General features: G+C 68.2%; 14 protein-coding genes and 1 pseudogene. 2 read left to right on the top strand and 13 right to left on the bottom strand.

The genetic code is table 11. The features are described 5' to 3' along the window. The 6 genes from ddaH to ACZ6IE_RS03550 form a co-directional block, all read right to left on the bottom strand. Positions 1 to 1212, bottom strand: a complete 1212-nt coding sequence (ddaH, locus tag ACZ6IE_RS03575) for a dimethylargininase (protein WP_464606805.1) — start codon at positions 1210 to 1212, stop codon at positions 1 to 3. 107 nt (positions 1213 to 1319) lie between these two features. After that, positions 1320 to 2966: a bifunctional phosphoribosylaminoimidazolecarboxamide formyltransferase/IMP cyclohydrolase gene (gene purH, locus ACZ6IE_RS03570; protein WP_464606804.1), complete on the bottom strand. Its 1647-nt coding sequence runs from the start codon at positions 2964 to 2966 to the stop codon at positions 1320 to 1322. 54 nt (positions 2967 to 3020) lie between these two features. Continuing rightward, positions 3021 to 3605: a phosphoribosylglycinamide formyltransferase gene (gene purN, locus ACZ6IE_RS03565; protein ID WP_077053787.1), complete on the bottom strand. Its 585-nt coding sequence runs from the start codon at positions 3603 to 3605 to the stop codon at positions 3021 to 3023. A 9-nt stretch (positions 3606 to 3614) separates the two neighbouring features. After that, positions 3615 to 4973 carry a cell division protein PerM gene (locus ACZ6IE_RS03560; protein WP_464606803.1) on the bottom strand — a complete coding sequence of 453 codons (1359 nt, stop codon included), beginning with the start codon at positions 4971 to 4973 and terminating at the stop codon, positions 3615 to 3617. Positions 4974 to 4991: 18 nt separating this feature from the next. Next, on the bottom strand, positions 4992 to 6272 hold the full coding sequence (locus ACZ6IE_RS03555; protein WP_464606802.1) for a hypothetical protein: 1281 nt from the start codon (positions 6270 to 6272) through the stop codon (positions 4992 to 4994). A gap of 151 nt (positions 6273 to 6423) precedes the next feature. Continuing rightward, positions 6424 to 7053, bottom strand: coding sequence for a TetR/AcrR family transcriptional regulator (locus ACZ6IE_RS03550; RefSeq protein ID WP_079726985.1), 630 nt, complete (start codon positions 7051 to 7053; stop codon positions 6424 to 6426). A gap of 114 nt (positions 7054 to 7167) precedes the next feature. Between ACZ6IE_RS03550 and ACZ6IE_RS03545 the strand changes: the two genes are divergently transcribed. Then, a complete protein-coding gene (locus ACZ6IE_RS03545; protein WP_464606801.1) occupies positions 7168 to 8691 on the top strand; it encodes an MFS transporter in 1524 nt (507 codons plus the stop codon). 15 nt (positions 8692 to 8706) lie between these two features. Here the strand turns inward: ACZ6IE_RS03545 and ACZ6IE_RS03540 are convergent, their stop codons facing one another. From ACZ6IE_RS03540 to sucC, 4 genes are all read right to left on the bottom strand, one after another. Further along, the gene (locus tag ACZ6IE_RS03540; RefSeq protein WP_464606800.1) at positions 8707 to 8889 is read right to left on the bottom strand and encodes a hypothetical protein; all 183 of its coding nucleotides are present in this window, start codon (positions 8887 to 8889) and stop codon (positions 8707 to 8709) included. Next, complete coding sequence (locus ACZ6IE_RS03535; RefSeq protein WP_464606799.1) at positions 8886 to 9383, bottom strand: nucleotidyltransferase domain-containing protein; 498 nt, start codon at positions 9381 to 9383, stop codon at positions 8886 to 8888. The genes ACZ6IE_RS03540 and ACZ6IE_RS03535 overlap by 4 nt, the downstream gene beginning before the upstream one ends. 138 nt (positions 9384 to 9521) lie before the next feature. Further along, the gene (gene sucD / locus ACZ6IE_RS03530) at positions 9522 to 10412 is read right to left on the bottom strand and encodes a succinate--CoA ligase subunit alpha (protein ID WP_077053792.1); all 891 of its coding nucleotides are present in this window, start codon (positions 10410 to 10412) and stop codon (positions 9522 to 9524) included. A gap of 27 nt (positions 10413 to 10439) precedes the next feature. Then, on the bottom strand, positions 10440 to 11603 hold the full coding sequence (sucC, locus tag ACZ6IE_RS03525) for an ADP-forming succinate--CoA ligase subunit beta (protein ID WP_079726981.1): 1164 nt from the start codon (positions 11601 to 11603) through the stop codon (positions 10440 to 10442). A 160-nt stretch (positions 11604 to 11763) separates the two neighbouring features. Here sucC and ACZ6IE_RS03520 point away from each other — a divergent pair, with 160 nt between their 5' ends. Continuing rightward, positions 11764 to 12624 (top strand): oxygenase MpaB family protein, encoded by an 861-nt coding sequence (locus ACZ6IE_RS03520; RefSeq protein ID WP_464606798.1) that lies wholly within the window; start codon positions 11764 to 11766, stop codon positions 12622 to 12624. Positions 12625 to 13300: 676 nt separating this feature from the next. Here ACZ6IE_RS03520 and ACZ6IE_RS03515 read toward each other — a convergent pair. From ACZ6IE_RS03515 to ACZ6IE_RS03505, 3 genes and pseudogenes are all read right to left on the bottom strand, one after another. Next, positions 13301 to 14095, bottom strand: a pseudogene (locus ACZ6IE_RS03515) (ABC transporter ATP-binding protein); the annotation flags it as partial. Between the two features lie 297 nt (positions 14096 to 14392). Next, positions 14393 to 16930, bottom strand: a complete 2538-nt coding sequence (locus ACZ6IE_RS03510; RefSeq protein ID WP_464606797.1) for an ATP-dependent helicase — start codon at positions 16928 to 16930, stop codon at positions 14393 to 14395. Positions 16931 to 16942: 12 nt separating this feature from the next. Further along, a complete protein-coding gene (locus tag ACZ6IE_RS03505) occupies positions 16943 to 17974 on the bottom strand; it encodes a glycerophosphodiester phosphodiesterase family protein (protein WP_464606796.1) in 1032 nt (343 codons plus the stop codon). Positions 17975 to 18044: the final 70 nt, after the last annotated feature.

Raw genomic sequence — 18044 nt, 5'->3', positions numbered from 1 at the left:
TCAGCGCACCCGCACCGACAGGCACGTGACGCAGCCCTCGCGCTTCTCGAATTCGCTGATGTCGACGCGCACGACCGTGAAGCCGAGGTCTTCGATGAGCGCGGCCGTCTGAGGCGCGGCGGCCGACAGGAGCACGGTGTCGTCGCTCAAGACGACGACGGCCGATCCCTCGGGTTCGGGCACGGCGCGGAAACGGTCGAAGAGGCGCACATCGTCGACGAGCGGCTCGTAGCCGATGACGGTGCCGTCGGGCAGAGCCGTGACGGCCGTCTTCAGGTGCAGCACCTTGGTGACGGGAACGGCGACGACGACATAGCCGAGCGGGGCGAGCAGGGCGCGCAGCTGACGCACGCCCTCGGCGTTAGTGCGATCGGAGCGGCCGACATACACGGTGTCGCCGACGGTGAGGATGTCCCCACCCTCGAGTGTTCCCGGCGCCTCGATGCGCTGCACCCGCAGGCCGAAGTCGCGCAGGTTGGCCTCGATGCCCTCGACCTCGGGGGCACGCGACTCGAGGGCCGGACGCGTGATGACCGCCAGGTCGCCGAAGAGAGCGACGACGTCTTCGACGAACACCGAATCCGGCAGGCCGTCGGCGAACGGCAGCTCGGAGGTGGTCCAGCCGTTGGCCTCGAACGCCTTGACGTAGGCATCCCACTGTTCGTCGACCTTGTCACTGTCGACCGGGACGCGCTCGAGGTGGGTGACCACGCCGTCGTCATACGTGGATGCCGGCATGCGCACGATCGCGATGCGTCGGTCGTTCGCCCGGGCCGACGCCCCGCGCCGCAGCACGGCGTTGTAGACGAGGCGCCCGACAGTGGCCGCGAAAACGATGTAGAGCAGGATGAAGATGGTGTTGACGCCGAGCAGCGTGCCGAACAGGTAAGCAACGACGCTGCCGTCGAGAACCTGGCCGCCCTGCAGGATGGGGATCAGCAGGCCGATGATGCCGGCGATGATGCCGGCCACGAGCCCTGCCGGCACCGCCGTGAACCAGACGCGCAGCCCGCCGGCGAGCGCCAGCGCGAAGACGATCACGAAACCGATGAGGCTCGCGATCGAGAAGTAGCTGTTGGCCGAGCCGATGATGGCCGACGTGAACTGGTTCGAGAAGAAGAACGCGAACACCGTGGCGACGTGCACCCCGACAGCAACCGTGAGAGCGGCCAACAGAGATGCGACGAGCCGGCGGCCCCAGGTAACAGACATGACTCACACCCTAGGGGTGCTGTCTATGACGAAACTGTGGACCGCCGGCTCGGTGGGCAGGTCGGGCGTGGCGCGGCCGCGATCGTGCAGCACCGCCACGCTTCGACTCAGTGGAAGAAGTGACGCTCCCCCGTGAAGTACATGGTGATTCCCGCGGCCTGAGCGGCCTGGATGACCTCTTCGTCGCGCACCGAACCGCCGGGCTGCACGACGGCCTTGACACCGGCATCCAGCAGAACCTGCAGGCCGTCGGCGAAGGGGAAGAAAGCGTCGGATGCCGCAACCGAACCGGCTGCACGGTCACCCGCGCGCGTCACCGCCAGCTGGCACGAGTCGACGCGGTTGACCTGGCCCATGCCCACACCGACGGACGCGCCGTTGTGCGCCAACAGGATGCCGTTGGACTTGACCGCCCGGCAGGCCTTCCACGCGAACACGAGGTCGACGATCGTTTCTTCATCGGCGGGTTCGCCCGTCGCGAGGGTCCAGGATGCGGCCGTGACGGCGGGGTCGACGGCGGCGAAGCGGTCGGTGTCCTGCACGAGCAAACCGCCAGAGATCTGGCGCACCTCGGTGTCCTCGCGCTGGAAGCCATCGGGCAGCTGCAGCAGGCGCAGGTTCTTCTTGGTCTTCAGCACGTCGAGCGCGGCGTCTTCGAAGCCCGGGGCGACGAGCACCTCGGTGAAGATCTCTTTTACCGTCTCGGCCATCTTGAGCGTGACGATGCGGTTGGCCGCGATGACGCCGCCGAATGCCGACACGGGGTCGCATTCGTGCGCGCGCTGGTGGGCCGAGGCGATGGCGTCGGGCGCCTTGGGTTTCGCGACCGCGATGCCGCACGGGTTGGCGTGCTTGATGATGGCGACGGCCGGGTAGATGAAGTCGTAGGCGGCGCGCACGGCGGCATCGGCGTCGACGAAGTTGTTGTAGCTCATCTCCTTGCCGTGCAGCTGCGTGGCCTGGGCGATGCCGTGGCCGTCGGGGCGCGCGTAGAGGGCGGCCTTCTGGTGCGAGTTCTCGCCGTAACGCAGCGTCTGCTGCAGGTCTCCGCCGAGCGTGACGGTCGCGGGGAAGGCGTCGGCGGATGCGGGGGCTGCAGCATCCGCATCGCCTGCCTGGGAAGCGCCATCGTTGTCGACGAACCAGGCGGCGACGGCCGTGTCGTAGGAGGCCGTGTGCTGGAACGCCTCGCGCGCCAGGGCACGGCGCTGCGTGAGCGAGGTGCCCCCGGCCGCGACGGCGTCGATGATCGAGGGGTAGGCGTCGGGCGACACGACGATCGCGACGTTGGCGTGGTTCTTGGCCGAGGCGCGCACCATGGCGGGGCCGCCGATGTCGATCTGCTCGATGACGTCGTCGCCCTGAGCACCGGACGCGACGGTCTCGACGAACGGGTAGAGGTTGACGACCACGAGCTGGAACGGCGCGATGCCGAGCTCGGCCAGCTGCTCTTCGTGCGATTCGAGGCGCAGGTCGGCGAGGAGGCCGGAGTGCACGGCGGGGTGCAGCGTCTTGACGCGGCCGTCGAGCGACTCGGGGAAACCCGTGACCTGGGCGACATCGGTGACGGGGAAACCGGCGTCGCGGATGGTCTGGGCCGTGCTGCCGGTCGACACGATCTCGACGCCGGCACCCGCGAGGGCCTCGGCGAGCGTCAGCAGCTCACGTTTGTCGCTGACCGAGAGGAGGGCACGGGTGATGGGGACGATGTCGCGTTCGCGGTACAGGCTCTTGTCGTGGCTCGGGCCGGACATGGGATCTGATCTCCTCGGTTGGGGTGTGCCGGCCGCAGGTCGCGGCCCGTGGGGTTAGAGGGCGGCGAGGTCGACGTCGCCGGTGGCGATGCTGCGCACCGTGTCGACGAGCAGTCGGCGCTCGACCGGTTTGATGCGCTCGTGTAGCGCGTGTTCGGTGTCGCCCGGTAGGACGGGCACGCGCTCCTGCACGATGATGGGGCCGTCATCGACACCGTTCGCGACGACGATGATGCTCGCACCCGTCTGCTCCACGCCGGCCGCGAGCGCATCGCGCACCCCGTGGGCGCCGGGGAACTCGGGAAGGTAGGCGGGGTGCGTGTTGATGAGGTGCGGCGCGAGGGCGTCGACGACCCCGGCGGGCAGCAGGCGCATGAGGCCCGAGAGCACGACGAGGTCTGGCTGCCACACGCGGATCTGCTCGAGAAGCGCCTCGCCCCATTCGGCGCGCGAATCGAACGACGAATACGGCACCGTGAAGGTGGGGATGCCGAAAGCCTCGGCGTGGGCCAGACCGTCGGCCTCGCGATCGGCACCGACCGCGATCACGCGAGCGGGGAACGCGTCATCGCTCGACGCCTCGAGGAGGGCGCGAAGATTGGAACCGGTGCCGGAGATGAGCACAACCACGGAGAGCACCCGAACAGCCTACCGTTTTGAGCGAGAACCCGATTCCCGCTCGGTCAGGCGCGAGCGACCGGAAGTGGCGGGCGCCGAACCGGCGTCGTGGTGGTCGTCGGAATGGCCGCTCGCCAACATGCCGATGAGCGCCGCGATCGTCACCTCGACGAAGACGAAGAGCGCCACCCAGAGCGGGTTCGGCCCGACCTCGGCCAGGCGACCCGGGCCGATCGCTCCGCCCGACAGGGATGCGAGCACGGCGAAGACGAGCGCGGAGATGAGCCCGATGGCCACGGCGCCCGCGGCGAGGGTGCGGTTGGCGTGAGCGGGGGTGGCGGCATCCGTCAGGCGTTCGCGCACGAGCATGGCGGCGAAGAAGCCGGCGAGCAGGGGCACCAGGATGCCGACGAAACCGAACAGGAGGTCGACCGTCGGCACGGCGCCGAGGATCGGGAAGGCCGGCAGCGGGCCGACGACCGTGTTGACCGGCGAGACGCTCGTGCCGGTGCCGAGCGCGAAGCCGGGCCCCACGAGCCACGAGGCCACCCAGATGACGAGGTTGGGCATGAACGCGAGCTGGCCGAGGGTGACGACGATGCCACCCGTCACGCCCAGTTGCGTGCTCTCGTAGAGCGTGGTGATGGTGCCGAAGTTGGCGAAGATCGTGAGGGCGAGCAGCACGCTGGCCACGGCGAGAACCGCGGCGACCACCGCCGTAGCGCCCGTGAATCCGGCGCGCAGCACAGCCAGCTGGGTGTCGCTGAAGCGGTCGGCGATGCGTTCGCCGAGACCCGCGGAGGACCCGCGGGCGGCCGCGCCCGAACGCGCTCCGGACACTTTGGCAGAAACCGTCGAGCCGGATGCGCTCGAAGCGGCTGACGCGACCCGGTGGCGGATGACTCCGATCGCGAGCCCCACGGCGATGACGAGCGGCGGCAACACGATGCCCTGCAGGATCGACGGTCGCAACTGATCGGACAACGCCGAGAAGGTGAGGAGCGCCGACGCCACGAGCGCAGCCACGAGCGAACCCGCGATGCCCGACTGCCAGTACCGGGTCTCGGCCGCACGACGGCCGATGCGCACGGCCACGAGGACCGAGAAGAGCGCGAAGGCGAGGGGCGCGATGGTCACGAAGAAGGGTTGGGCGGCCTGTGCCACGCCGACCTGGGCGATGGTGGCGGCATCCGCTGTGGCCCGGATGTCGACGCCGTTGCCTGCCAACCAGATGTCCACGGCAGCCCGCCAGAAAACGAGCCAGTCGGTCGCGAAACCATCCTGGATGGCCCACAAGAGCGACAGGGGTACGAGCGGGATCGCCACGCCGATGGCGATGGCGATCAGGGTCTCGAGGGCAGCGAGAGTGGCAGTCTGTGAGCGGTTCATCCGACTTGGAGCCTACCCTCAGCCCGCTTCCTCGACAGGCTGCCCGGCCGGGGTGTTGTGGGCCGGGCGCTGAAGCACTTCGAGGACGAACAGCAGCGCGATGGCCCCGACCGCGATCCAGGCCATGTCTGCGGCGTCGATCGGTCGAACCAGGAGAACGATTCCGGCCGCAACCAGGAGCACGACCCAGCGGAGCAGACCGATGACACGGGCCAGACGTGCTCCGAAGGCGCCCGTGGTCACGCCGTGCGCCTCGCCGAACCCGCGCACCGCAGATGCCGCGTCCCGCGCGCCCGAACGCAACGCCCGAGGTGCCCGGCCGGGGCCCGCGAGCCACACGGCAACCGCGCTGGCCACACCGATCACCACGACACTGCTGACGAGCGCGAACACGCCCGCTGTCGCATGATCGAAGACGACCTCGAGTGCGTCCCCCGGGAAACCGTCGGCGCGGGCCGCGCGGCGCAGGAGTGGCCTCGTGATCGCGAGCGCAACGCCGAGCGCCAGGGCCGTGGCCGCAACGGCGATGGTCGCGGCGATGACGGCCCGTCGCTTGTTGCGCGCCAGGAGGACCCCTCCGGCGGCAGCCACCAGCGCGATCGCCGGCAGCCACGGCCCCACCGCGACGAGGAGCGTATAGATCGTCTGCACACCGGCCGCCTGCGACGTTTCGGCGATCACGAGGGTGCGATCGATGGATGGAATTCGTTCGGCCAGCGCGAAACCGTCGGCGACCAGGGCCGCCTTCACGCGGTCGACGATCGGCCCGAGCTGCACGCCGATGTCACCCTGCGGGTCGGCCCCGATCTCGATGACGGCATCCGGGTCGCCCTCGAGACTCAGGGTCAGTTGACGGTGGGTCCGCGTGAGGGCTTCGTTCCACACGGTCGAGAACGCATCCGAGCGGACGACTTTCTCCACCACACGGTCGATCGCCGAAGTCACGCCGGCTGCTGCCGGTTCGCGCAGCAGGTCGAGGGCGGCAGCGGCCTTCGGCGGCACGCCCAGACTTTCGATCCCGTCGAAGAGGTCGTCGGTGAGGGCCTCGACGTTGAGCGCTTCGCTGATCGCGGCCTCGGTTTCGCGAATCACGGCATCCTGCACAGCCGGTTCGTCCACGAGGGGACCGAAGGTTTCGACGAAAGACTGCGTGTCCGTGAGTTCTGTGACCGCCCAGCTCGCGGCGATACTCACGGGCGCGAGCACGGCGGCCACGACGATGAGCAGGGCTGAGAGGGCCTGAGAGAAAAGCCGCGCGACTCGACCCGTCTTCGGCGCGTCGGATTTTTCCGTCGTCACACGTTCGCGTTCTCGAAGCCTCGCGTTCTCGGCCTCGAGACGGGCAATCCGCACGCTTTGGGCGCTTTCCGACTCCGTCATCATGCTGCCCTTCTCGATCGGGCACACGGTCGACTACCGGGCGCTGAGCACACGGTAGCGCTTCGACGACTCAGCCCGCTGGCGTCCGTTCGAAAGAATCGGCCATACGGATGCCGACGGCCGGCAGCAGCACGCCGTCGATGATGGAGAGGAGGAACGGGCGGTCGACGGGTTTCTGCAGCACGAGCACGCGATACGCGGTCATGGCCGGGGTGATCAGCGAGAGCGTTTCGAGGTCGCAGTCGCTCGAGATCTCGCCGCGTTCGATGGCGCGCAGCAGCAGCGTCTTGTTCGCCTCGGCACGCGGCCGGATGATGGCCTGCTCGATCGCCTGCGCGAGCTCGGGCGACTTCGACAGCATCGACGAGAGCCCCGCCATGATCTGCAGCTTCTTCTCGGCCTCTTCGATCGTGCGCGGTTTGATCAGGCCGACGAGGTCGCCGCGCAGCGTGCCGGTATCGGGCAGGTGTTCGAGGTCGGCGCGTTTCATGCACGCCACGGCGTCGATCACGAGTTCGTTCTTCGAGGCCCAGCGGCGGTAGAGCGTGGCCTTGCCTGCTTTGGCCCGCGCGGCCACCATCTCGACGGTCATGCCGTCGTACCCGCATTCGGCGAGCACCTCGAGTGCGGCGTCCAGGATTTCGGGGTCGCGCGAGTGATCGCGCTTGCGCCCCAGTTTGGGGGATTCGACCTGCGTCATTGCGGCGATCTCCTCGTGTTTTCGGGCCTGCATGAGTTCACCCCATGTTAGCGAAGGGTTAAATATAGAACTGATCGTATCCGAAACTCGCCGGTTCCGTATATAGTTCTCGACATGCCACAGACTTCCTCCGCTTCACCCGCTACCGCGGCGCCCGCTGCCGCCGCATCATCCCGCCGCTGGTGGACACTGACCGCCGTCGCCATCGCCCAGCTCATGGTCGTGCTCGACGCCACCGTGGTCAACATCGCGCTGCCCGCCGCGCAGGCCGACCTGGGCTTCTCGAACGGCGACCGCCAGTGGGTCATCACCGCCTACTCCCTCGCTTTCGGCAGCCTCCTGCTGCTGGGCGGCCGCCTCTCCGACCTCATCGGTCGCAAGCGCGCCTTCATCATCGGCCTCATCGGTTTCGCCCTCGCCTCCGCGCTGGGTGGCGCCGCCGACAGCTTCGGCCTGCTGGTCGCCGCCCGGGCCCTGCAGGGTGCCTTCGGCGCACTGCTCGCCCCGACGGCCCTCGCCGTGCTCACCACGACGTTCACGATCCCCAAGGAACGCGCCCGTGCATTCGGTGTCTTCGGCGCCATCGCCGGCGCGGGTGGCGCGGTCGGCCTGCTGCTCGGCGGTTTCCTCACCGAGAAGCTCGACTGGCGCTGGAACCTCTACATCAACGTCTTCATCGCGATCATCGCGATCATCGGTGCCGTCATCTTCGTCTCCTCGCCGAAGCGCGAAGGCGCGCGGCCGAAGCTCGACGTTCCGGGAACCATCCTCGTGTCCGGCGCCCTCTTCACGCTCGTCTACGGCTTCTCGAACGCCGAGACCGACGGCTGGGACTCCCCGGCCACGTGGGGCATGCTCGCCGCGAGCGTCGTGCTGCTCGTCGCCTTCGTGTTCTGGCAGCGTCGCGCTGCGCATCCACTTCTGCCGCTGTCGATCGTTCTCGACCGCAACCGCGGGGCCGCCTACGCCTCGGTACTCATCGCCGGAGCGGGCATGTTCGGGATCTTCCTCTTCGTCACCTACTACCTGCAGGCGTCGCTCGGCTACTCCCCCATCCAGACCGGCCTGTCGTTCCTGCCCATGATCGGCATGCTCGTGCTCGCCGCGCAGCTCTCGACCAACATCTTCGTGCCGCGCTTCGGCCCCAAGGTCATGGTGCCGTTCGGCATGCTCCTCGGCGTGACGGGGATGCTGCTGCTCACGCGCCTCACCCTCGACAGCACCTATGCGGCCGATGTGCTGCCCGCGCTCATGGTTCTCGGTTTCGCGATGGGTTCGATCATGCCGGCGTCCATGCAGACCGCGACCCTCGGAGTCGACCGCCAATTCGCCGGCGTCGCCTCGGCCATGGTGAACACGAGCCAGCAGGTCGGCGGGTCGATCGGCACCGCGCTCCTCAACACGCTCGCGGCAACCGCGGCCACCGACTTCGTGGCCTCGAACCTGCCCGCCTCACCCGAGGTGCTCGCCGACGCGGCCGTGCACAGCTACTCGACGGCCTACTTCTGGGGCGCGGGTTTCTTCCTCGTCGGAGCGATCCTGTCGGCCCTGCTGTTCCGCCGTCGCGGCCACGGCGTCTCGCTGCACAACCCCGAGGGCACCGCCCCGGCGGTCGCCGAGCCGGTCGGCGCGCGCTAGTCACTCGGTGCACGCTTAACGCCGGGCGTCGGCCGCGGATCTTTCGCGAGGACGCCCGGCGTTCTGTTCGCGCGAGAGACGCAGGGCTGCAGCATCCAGCACCACCTGGTCGTGAGCTTCTGTCAGCATCAGATGCTCGTGGAGCACGCGCAGATGAGTGAGCGCGTCGTCGAGGTGATCAGCGTCGGTCCTCTTCACAGCAGGACTGCCGATGCGAGCAACGCTTCGAGGGACTCGGCCTTCACCTGATGCTCGGGGACGATATCGACCGGGACGCCGAGCAGGTCGGCCAATTCATCGCCCAGGCGAGCAATGGCCAACATGCCGACCCCGGTGTGCATCTCGACGAGAAGGTCTAGGTCGCTGTCATCGGTATCTTCTCCGCGCGCCACGGAACCGAAGACGCGAAGCCTGCTGGCCTCATGTTGGCGAGCGATGCGGACGATGTCGTCGCGGTGCTCGAGGACATGTCTCCCGATCGGGCCATGGCCCAGAGAAGCGCGGCGCACCGTTCCCAGCATCTGGGACACCGCAGGCTGACTCACGCCGAGGATGGCAGCGATCTCGCGCTGGGATATCCCCCACGTTGAGGCACGCAGCACAGCGAACCTCAGATCAGCGGATGCGTCGGCCCTCCGCTTGGCCGCCGACGCCAGTTCGAGCCGCAGCCCCTCTTCAATGGCCTTCTTCATACTCACCTTCCATAAGGCACCTTATCGCTTCTCGCGCTCTAACCAGGGCGCGGCGCCAACAGACCCTCCTCCACACATGCAGAAGGCCCGCACCGGCGAACCGGGCGGGCCTTCTGTCGTGCGTGCGCTGAGCGCGGGTTAGAGCGACGCGATGATGTCGCGCATGAGGTTGGCGGTCTCGGACGGCGTCTTGCCGACCTTCACGCCCGCAGCCTCGAGGGCTTCCTTCTTGGCCTGAGCCGTTCCGGCCGAGCCCGACACGATGGCGCCGGCGTGGCCCATGGTCTTGCCCTCGGGGGCGGTGAAGCCCGCGACGTAACCCACGACGGGCTTCGTGACGTTGGCCTTGATGAAGTCGGCTGCACGCTCTTCGGCGTCGCCACCGATCTCACCGATCATGACGATGGCCTTGGTCTCGGGGTCTGCCTCGAACGCGGCGAGGGCGTCGATGTGCGTCGTGCCGATGATGGGGTCGCCGCCGATGCCGATGGCCGTCGAGAAACCGATCTCGCGCAGCTCATACATCATCTGGTAAGTCAGGGTGCCCGACTTCGAGACGAGGCCGATCGGTCCCTTGCCCGTGATGTTCGCGGGGGTGATGCCCACGAGCGACTCGCCGGGCGTGATGATGCCGGGGCAGTTCGGGCCGATGATGCGCGTCTTCGAGCCCTTCTCCTTAGCGTAGGCCCAGAATTCGGCCGAGTCGCCGATGGGCACACCCTCGGTGATGATGACGAGCAACGGGATCTCGGCGTCGATGGCCTCGATGACCGCATCCTTGGTGAAGGCGGGCGGCACGAAGGCGATCGACACGTCGGCGCCGGTCTTCTCGATGGCCTCGGCCACGGTGCCGAACACGGGCAGCTCGACGCCACCCTCGTGCGTGACGGTGGTGCCGGCCTTGCGGGCGTTCACGCCGCCGACGACCTGGGTGCCGGCCTTCAGCATGAGGGCCGTGTGCTTGGTGCCTTCGCCGCCGGTGATGCCCTGGACGATGACCTTCGAATCCTTGTTGAGGAAGATTGACATGCTTTTTTCCTTAGTCCTTTCCGCGCTTTAGCGGGAAGCCAGTTCGGCGGCCTTGTCGGCGCCCTCGTCCATGGTGGCGGCGAGGGTGATGAGGGGGTGGTTCGCGGCCTGCAGGATGGCGCGGCCCTCGTCGACCTTGTTGCCGTCGAGTCGCACGACGAGCGGCTTGGTGGCGGTGTCGCCCAGGATGCCGAGGGCGTCGACGATTCCGTTGGCGACGGCGTCGCACGCCGTGATGCCGCCGAAGACGTTGACGAAGACGCTCTTGACCTGCGAGTCACCCAGGATGACGTCGAGGCCGGCGGCCATGACGGCTGCCGAGGCTCCGCCGCCGATGTCGAGGAAGTTGGCGGGCTTGACGCCGCCGTGGGCCTCGCCGGCGTAGGCGACGACGTCGAGCGTGGACATGACGAGCCCGGCACCGTTTCCGATGATTCCGACCTCACCGTCGAGCTTGACGTAGTTGAGGTCGTTCTCCTTGGCCTTCAGCTCGAGCGGGTCTTCTGCCGCCGTGTCTTCGAGGGCCGCGTGGTCGGCGTGACGGAACGAGGCGTTCTCGTCGAGCGAGACCTTGCCGTCGAGCGCGATGATGTCGCCCTCTTCGGTGAGCACGAGCGGGTTGACCTCGACGAGCGTCGCGTCTTCGCCCGTGTAGACGGCGTAGAGCTTGACGAAGACGTCGGCCACCTTGTCGACCAGTTCGGCCGGGAAGTTCGCGGCTTCGGCGATCTCGCGGGCCTTGGCGATGTCGATTCCGGCGATCGGGTCGACCTCGATGCGCGCGAGCGCCTCGGGCTTCTCGACGGCGAGCACCTCGATCTCCATGCCCCCTTCGACGCTCGTGAGCGACAGGTAGGAGCGGTTGGCGCGGTCGAGCAGCACCGAGAAGTAGAACTCCTGGGCGATGCGGGCGCCACCCGCGACCATGACGCGCTTGACGACGTGGCCCTTGATGTCGAGTCCGAGGATGGCCTTCGCCGCTTCCTCGGCCTCGTCGGGCGTCTTCGCCACCTTGACGCCGCCGGCCTTGCCGCGGCCTCCGGTCTTCACCTGAGCCTTGACGACGACGACACCGCCCAGCTTCTCGGCGGCGGCGCGCACCTCCTCGGGCGTCTCGGCGACGATACCGGGCAGAACCGGCACCTCGTACTTCTCGAATAGGTCTCGTGCCTGGTACTCGTAAAGATCCACGTTCGGTTCCTAACCCCGCCTCTATCTGTGTGAGTGTATGCGGCGTTCTCCGGCCGAGGTTTGCTCGACGTCGAGAGAAATTGCCTCCCCCGACTCTACTCCCGTGCGGCGGTCGGGTTGTGGCAGGGCCCTCCAAGCTGGCCACGATATGGTGCACGCCATGACCGATTTGGGGGATGTCGCGCGCGAGGGTGTGCTCGTCGCGGGCGGTGGCCGCGCCATCCTGCTGCAGATCGCCGACCCCCGTATCGGCGTGGCGGTGGCCGCGCACTCCAACTTCAGCGAACGGCCGCTCGACCGCCTGAACGGCACGCTGTCCTTCGTCTACGCGCAGGTGTTCGGCACCGAGGAGGAGCGGCGCGAGACGGCCCGGCGGGTCAATCGAGCGCACGGGCCCGTTCACAGCGATCCGCCGCCGCGTCGTGGCTCTCACGAGGCCGCGACGTCCGGTCGCGACGGGTCGCCTCCGTCGTCGCACATCGCCAGCGACCCCCACACGGTCGCCTACAACGCCTTCGATGCGGATGCGCAGCTGTGGGTCGCCGCCACGCTCTACGACACCGCCATCCAGATGTTCGAGCGCATCTTCGGCCCGCTGTCCCCCGCCGACGCCGAGCGCGTCTATCAGGGCTATGCGGTTCTCGGCACGGCGTTGCAGGTTCCCGAGGGTGCGTGGCCGGTCGATCGCACGGCTTTCGCCACCTACTGGGCCCGGCGGATGTCTGAGCTCACCGTCACTCCCGAGGCCCGACGCGTCGCCACCGATCTGCTGCACCCGCGCCGGGGGCCGCTCTGGTTGAAGGCCGGTATGCCCCTCGCGCGCCTCGTCACCGTCGGGCTGCTCGACGATCGCCTGCGCGACGCGTTCGGCTTCCGCTGGTCGCGGAGCCGCCAGCTACGGTTCGACGCGGCCATGCGGGTGACCCGGGCAATCTGGCCACGCCTGCCCCGGGTCATCCGCACGGCCCCGCGCGATCTCTATCTGCGCCGACTGCGGGTCAGCCGTTCCTCAGCAACTTGAGCTTGACCAGCAGGTCGGGGCCCGTGCGGTCGAGCGTGCGCCCGCCGACACGGATGCCGACGAACATGAGCACGAGTCCGAGCACCACGCCCACCGCGAGCGTCGCGTAGCCGAAGACGATGTCCCCCGTGACGAACGCGATGATCGTGAGGACGATCTCGGGCAGGGTGAAGAGCAGCAGCATCCCCATCACGGCGAAGGAGATGCCGGCCTGTCCGATGCTTCCACCCGCGTTCGACTTGAAGGGCGAGTCGCCCGCGGCCGGCACGGTGATGACGAACCGCGCCGACGACACGCTGACGACGGCCATGCCGGAGAACAGCAGTCCGAGGCTGAGCCCGAGGATGGCGGGCAGGAACGCCCACTCCCCCGAGATCGCGACCGAGCCGACGGCGCCCAGAACGGTGGCCGGCAGGCCGAACGACAGCAGCGCGGCAACCCGGCCCCACCGGTCGTCGACGCCGCGGACGCCGTTGGCGAGGTGGGTCGCGAAGGCGGTGCCGTCGTAGGAGATGTCGGCGAAGATGACGAGCGCCAACGAGAACGCGATGAACGGGCCCGTCAGGTAGAGCAGGATGTAGTTCTCGTTGAACGTGGACACCACCCAGAACACGGCGAACAGGATCGGCACCGAGATCAGCTGGCGCAGGTATCGCGGGTCGCGCACCCAGTAGGTGAGCGATTCCGGGCCCTCCGCGTGGTGTCGGCCGCCGACGAGTTCGACGAACTTGTCTTCGAGCGTGGATTCGCCGCGCACCTCGTCGACGGTTCCCGCCACGAGCACGCGCCCGGCGGCGATGACGGCCACGTGGTCGCACATGCGCTGCACGAGGTCCATCGAGTGGCTCGACACGATGACCGTGCCGCCGTTCTGCACATACCCCTTGAGGATGTCGCGGATGTTTGCCGCCGAGACCGGGTCGACCGACTCGAAGGGCTCGTCGAGCACGAGGACGCGCGGTGCGTGCACGAGGGCGGATGCGAGGGCGATCTTCTTCGTCATACCGGCCGAGTAGTCGACGACGAGCGTTCCGCCGGCCTTGTCGAGGTCGAGCAACGCGAGCAGGTCGTGCGTGCGCTGAGCAACGGTGTCGCGGTCGAGACCGGAGAGCAGCCCGTTGTAGGTGACGAGTTGTTCGCCCGTGAGCCGGTCGAACAACTTGACGCCGTCGGCGAGGATGCCGAGCAAACGCTTCGCTTCGATGGGATGCTGCCACATGTCGACGCCGTGCACGAAGGCTTGCCCGTAGTCGGGTCGCAGCAGGCCCGTGGCCATGCTGAGCGTCGTGGTCTTGCCGGCGCCGTTGGGGCCGACGAGGCCGTAGAACGACCCGGTGGGCACGGTGAGGCTGATGCCGTTGACGGCGATCTTCTCGCCGAACTTCTTGGCGAGCCCGGTGACCTGCAGGGCAGGCGTGTTCGGATCGACTGAATGGTCGGGAGCGGGTGGACGGTGGCTGGCGTTCGACATGGGAACCCCTCGGATCGTCGGCGGATGGTCGGCGAGGGTTCACGACGCTGCGACACGCCACCCCCGGTCGCCCCCGAGCCTACAAGAGGCGTGCGCCGCCGCGACAGGCGCAACCTCCCGCGGCGCTCACCGCCGCCGCGCTCACCGCCGCCGCGCGCGGGATCACGGCGTGGGCGCAGTTCCGCGCGCGTTCAGCGCATCCAGCGCTCCCGTCACTTCCGTCACTTCCGGCGCATCCGGCGCATCCGGCGCATCCGGCGCATCCGGCGCATCCGGCGAGCTCAGCCTGCGAGCGACTCAGATCTTCTCGATCGGCGCGATCTTGATCAGCAGCTTCTTGGCCCCGGCCGAGTCGAAGGCCACGTGGGCGATGCGTTTGGCCCCGATGCCCGTGACCTGCTGCACGCGCCCCTCGCCGAAGTCGGTGTGCCGGATGCGGTCGCCGCTCTGCAGCTCGAGGTCACCGTTGTCGCGCACCTGGTTGGTGACGCGGTTGGGCCAATCTTTCTTCTCGGTGAGCGCTTTGCCGTTGAACGACCCTTGCAGCCCGGGCGCGGAGTCGTCGCCCCAGCGGGACTTCTGCGCGTTGAGTGCCCGCGACTGGGTGCCGCCGCGCGAGTTGGCCATGCCGGGCGATTGACGCCACTCGATCAGCTCGGCGGGGATCTCTTGCAGGTAGCGGCTGGGCATCGCCACCGACGTCTCGCCATATTGCGCGCGCGTCATGGCGAGCGAGATGTGCAGCTTCTTGCGGGCGCGCGTGATGCCGACGTAGAACAGCCGGCGCTCTTCGGACGGGCCGCCCGGTTCGCCCGCCGACATGCGGTGCGGCAGCAGGTCTTCTTCGACGCCCGTGAGGAACACGGCATCGTATTCGAGCCCCTTGGCCGTGTGCAGCGTCATGAGCGAGACGGTGCCGGAGCTGTCGTCGAGGTCGTCGGCGGCGGCCACGAGCGACACCTCGGTGAGGAAGTCGACGAGGTTGCCGTCGGGGTTGTTGCGCTCGAAGTCTTTCGTCACGGCGATGAGCTCTTCGACGTTCTCGGCGCGCGCCTCGTCTTGCGGGTCGCGGCTGGAGCGCAGCGTCTCGACGAGACCCGATTTGGTGATGAGCAGCGTGATGACGTCGGACACCTTGCCCTCGGCCACGAGTGCGCTGGCCTCGTCGAGCAGCTCGGACAGGCCCGTGATCGCGCGCGTGACCTTGGGGCCGAGGCCGAGCGAGGCCGCGTCGCGCAGCGCCTCGCGGAATGAGATGTCGTTGGCCTCGGCGAAGGATGCCAGCTGCGTCTCGGTGGCGGGTCCGATGCCGCGCTTCGGCGTGTTGAGGATGCGGCGCATGGCCAGCGTGTCGAGCGGGTTGGCGACGGCCGCGAGATAGGCCATGGCGTCTTTGATCTCGGCGCGCTCATAGAACTTGGTGCCGCCCATGATGCGGTAGGGCAGGGCCGATCGGATGAAGATCTCTTCGAGCGCTCGCGTTTGCGCGTTGGTGCGGTAGAAGACGGCGATCTCGGAGTAGGCCATGCCCGCTGCGTGCAGCTTCTCGATCTCGTCGGCCACGAATTGGGCCTCGTCGTGCCCCGAATAACCCGTGAAGCCGATGATCTTGTCGCCGTCGCCGCCGGCCGACCACAGCTTCTTGTCCTTGCGGTCGAAGTTGTTGGCGATGACGGCGTTGGCGGCCGACAGGATGTTCTGCGTCGAGCGGTAGTTCTGCTCGAGCAGCACCACCTTGGCGCCCGGGAAGTCGCGCTCGAACTCGGTGATGTTGCGGATGTCGGCCCCGCGGAAGGCGTAGATCGATTGGTCGGAATCACCCACCACGGTCAGCGAGGCGCCGGGGATCTTGCCCTCGTCGTCGCGCAGATTGCGCACGTGGTCGCCCGCGGCCTCGAGCTCGTTCACCATCTCGGTCGGCACGGCCCGCGTGAGCTCGCGGATGAGTGAGTACTGGGCGTGGTTCGTGTCCTGGTATTCGTCGACCAGCACGTGCCGGAACCGCCGCTGATACTTGGCGGCCACGTGCGGGAACGCGCGGAACAGATAGACCGTCTGACCGATGAGGTCGTCGAAATCGAAAGCGTTCGCCGCCGTGAGCGCCCGCGTGTAGGCGCGGAAGATGGCGAGGAACATGGCCTCTTGCGGGTCGGAGGTGTTGACCATGCGCGCGAAGCTGTCCACATCGGCCAGCTCATTCTTGAGCTTCGAGATGCGAGCGGACGCATTGGCCGGCGTGAACCCGAACGTGTCGGCCTCGAGCTCCTTGATGATGCGCTTGAGCAGCACACGCGAGTCGGCGGAGTCGTAGATCGTGAAGCTCTGCGTGAAGCCGAAATTCTCGGCCTCTTTGCGCAGGATGCGCACGCACGCCGAGTGGAATGTGGAGATCCACATGCCGTCGGCACCTTGGCCGAGCAGCGCCCCCACGCGCTCGCGCATCTCGGCGGCGGCCTTGTTGGTGAAGGTGATGGCGAGGATCTGACTCGGCCACGCTTCGCGGCTCTCGATCAGGCTGGCCACACGGCGCGTGAGCACGCTGGTCTTGCCCGAGCCCGCCCCGGCGACGATGAGCAACGCCGGGCCGCGGTATTCGACGGCCTCGCGCTGCTGCGGGTTCAACCCGTCGAGCAGACGCGACGCGCCACCCCAGCCGGGGCCACCAGCACCGCCACCGGCACCGGCACCAGCACCGTCGCCGCCCGGCCATCCGTTCGCGCCATCGCGAGACCCGTTGCTGTCAACGCCGTCGCCCGAAGGGATCTCGGCGACGGGCCACCCGTCGAGGATGATGGGCGTCGCGGAATCGCGGTCGGAGGGGTTCTCAGTCGTCATGTCCCCCCAAGTCTAAGCGGCACCACCGACACTCTCCCGGCCGAGATCGGGGTGGTCCACGAAGATGCCGTCGACGCCCGTTTCGAGCACCGCCTGGAACTCGCCGCGCCAGTCTCCGAACGCGTTCGTGGCACCCTCCAGCCGGAACGCCGGGGTGAGGAAACGGTTCTCAGGCCGCAGCGTCCACGTGAAGACATCCAGGCCGGAATGGTGGGCGAGATTGACGAGGGCGGCCCCATCGGCGCGCTGCTCTTCCGAACCGTCAGCGCCCAACAGCAGGCTCTTGTCCACGCTGATGCCCTGCACCCACGCGCTCGCCCCGAAGGCGGCAAGGCTTTCGGATGTCAGCTGCTCGGCGTAGCTCGGCGCCTCAGGCCCGTGGGCGGCCACCCGATCGAACGGCGCCCCCGCCTTCTCGACGAGGTACACGCCGCGCCCGCCGAGACCGCGCTCGTGCAGCTGGCGCAGCACCGTCTCCTCGAACGATTCGACGACGAGATGCTCGGTCGGGAACGACGCCAGCGCGTCGGCGACCAGCTCGTCGAGCGGCACGCCGATGGATGCGAAATGGGTGGCGTGTTTGACCTCGGCCACCAGCCCGAGTTGCCGACCGCGGCGTTCGGAGGCGGCATCCACGATCTCGAGCAGGTCCTCGAGGCGCAGCAGCGGTTCGGAACCGTCGAACGCGGCGCTCCGGGGACGCACCCGGGGCAGACGTTCACGCGCACGCAGGGTCTGCAGCTCGGCCCAATCGAAGTCCTCGGTGAAGAAACCCGTGTGCTCGCGGCCATCCACCGTGGTCGTGCGCCGGCGGTCGGCGAATTCCGGATGCTCCGCCACATCGGTCGTGCCCGAGATCTCGTTCTCGTGCCGCACCACGAGCACACCGTCGCGCGTGGCCACGAGGTCGGGCTCGACAGCATCCGCCCCCATCTCGAACGCGAGTTCGTAGGACGAGCGCGTGTGCTCGGGCCGGTAGCCCGGGGCGCCACGATGCCCGATGACGAGGGGTTCGCTGCGGCCGTGCTTCTCGCGTTCAGTCATGACGTCCAGCTAACCACCGCCGGCCGAGCGCTCGCCGCACGGCGCTACCCGCCTCGGAGCGCCCTCGAGT

It is taken from the genome of Okibacterium sp. AC114 (assembly GCF_979253355.1).
This window is presented reverse-complemented; position numbering and strand designations above follow the sequence as displayed.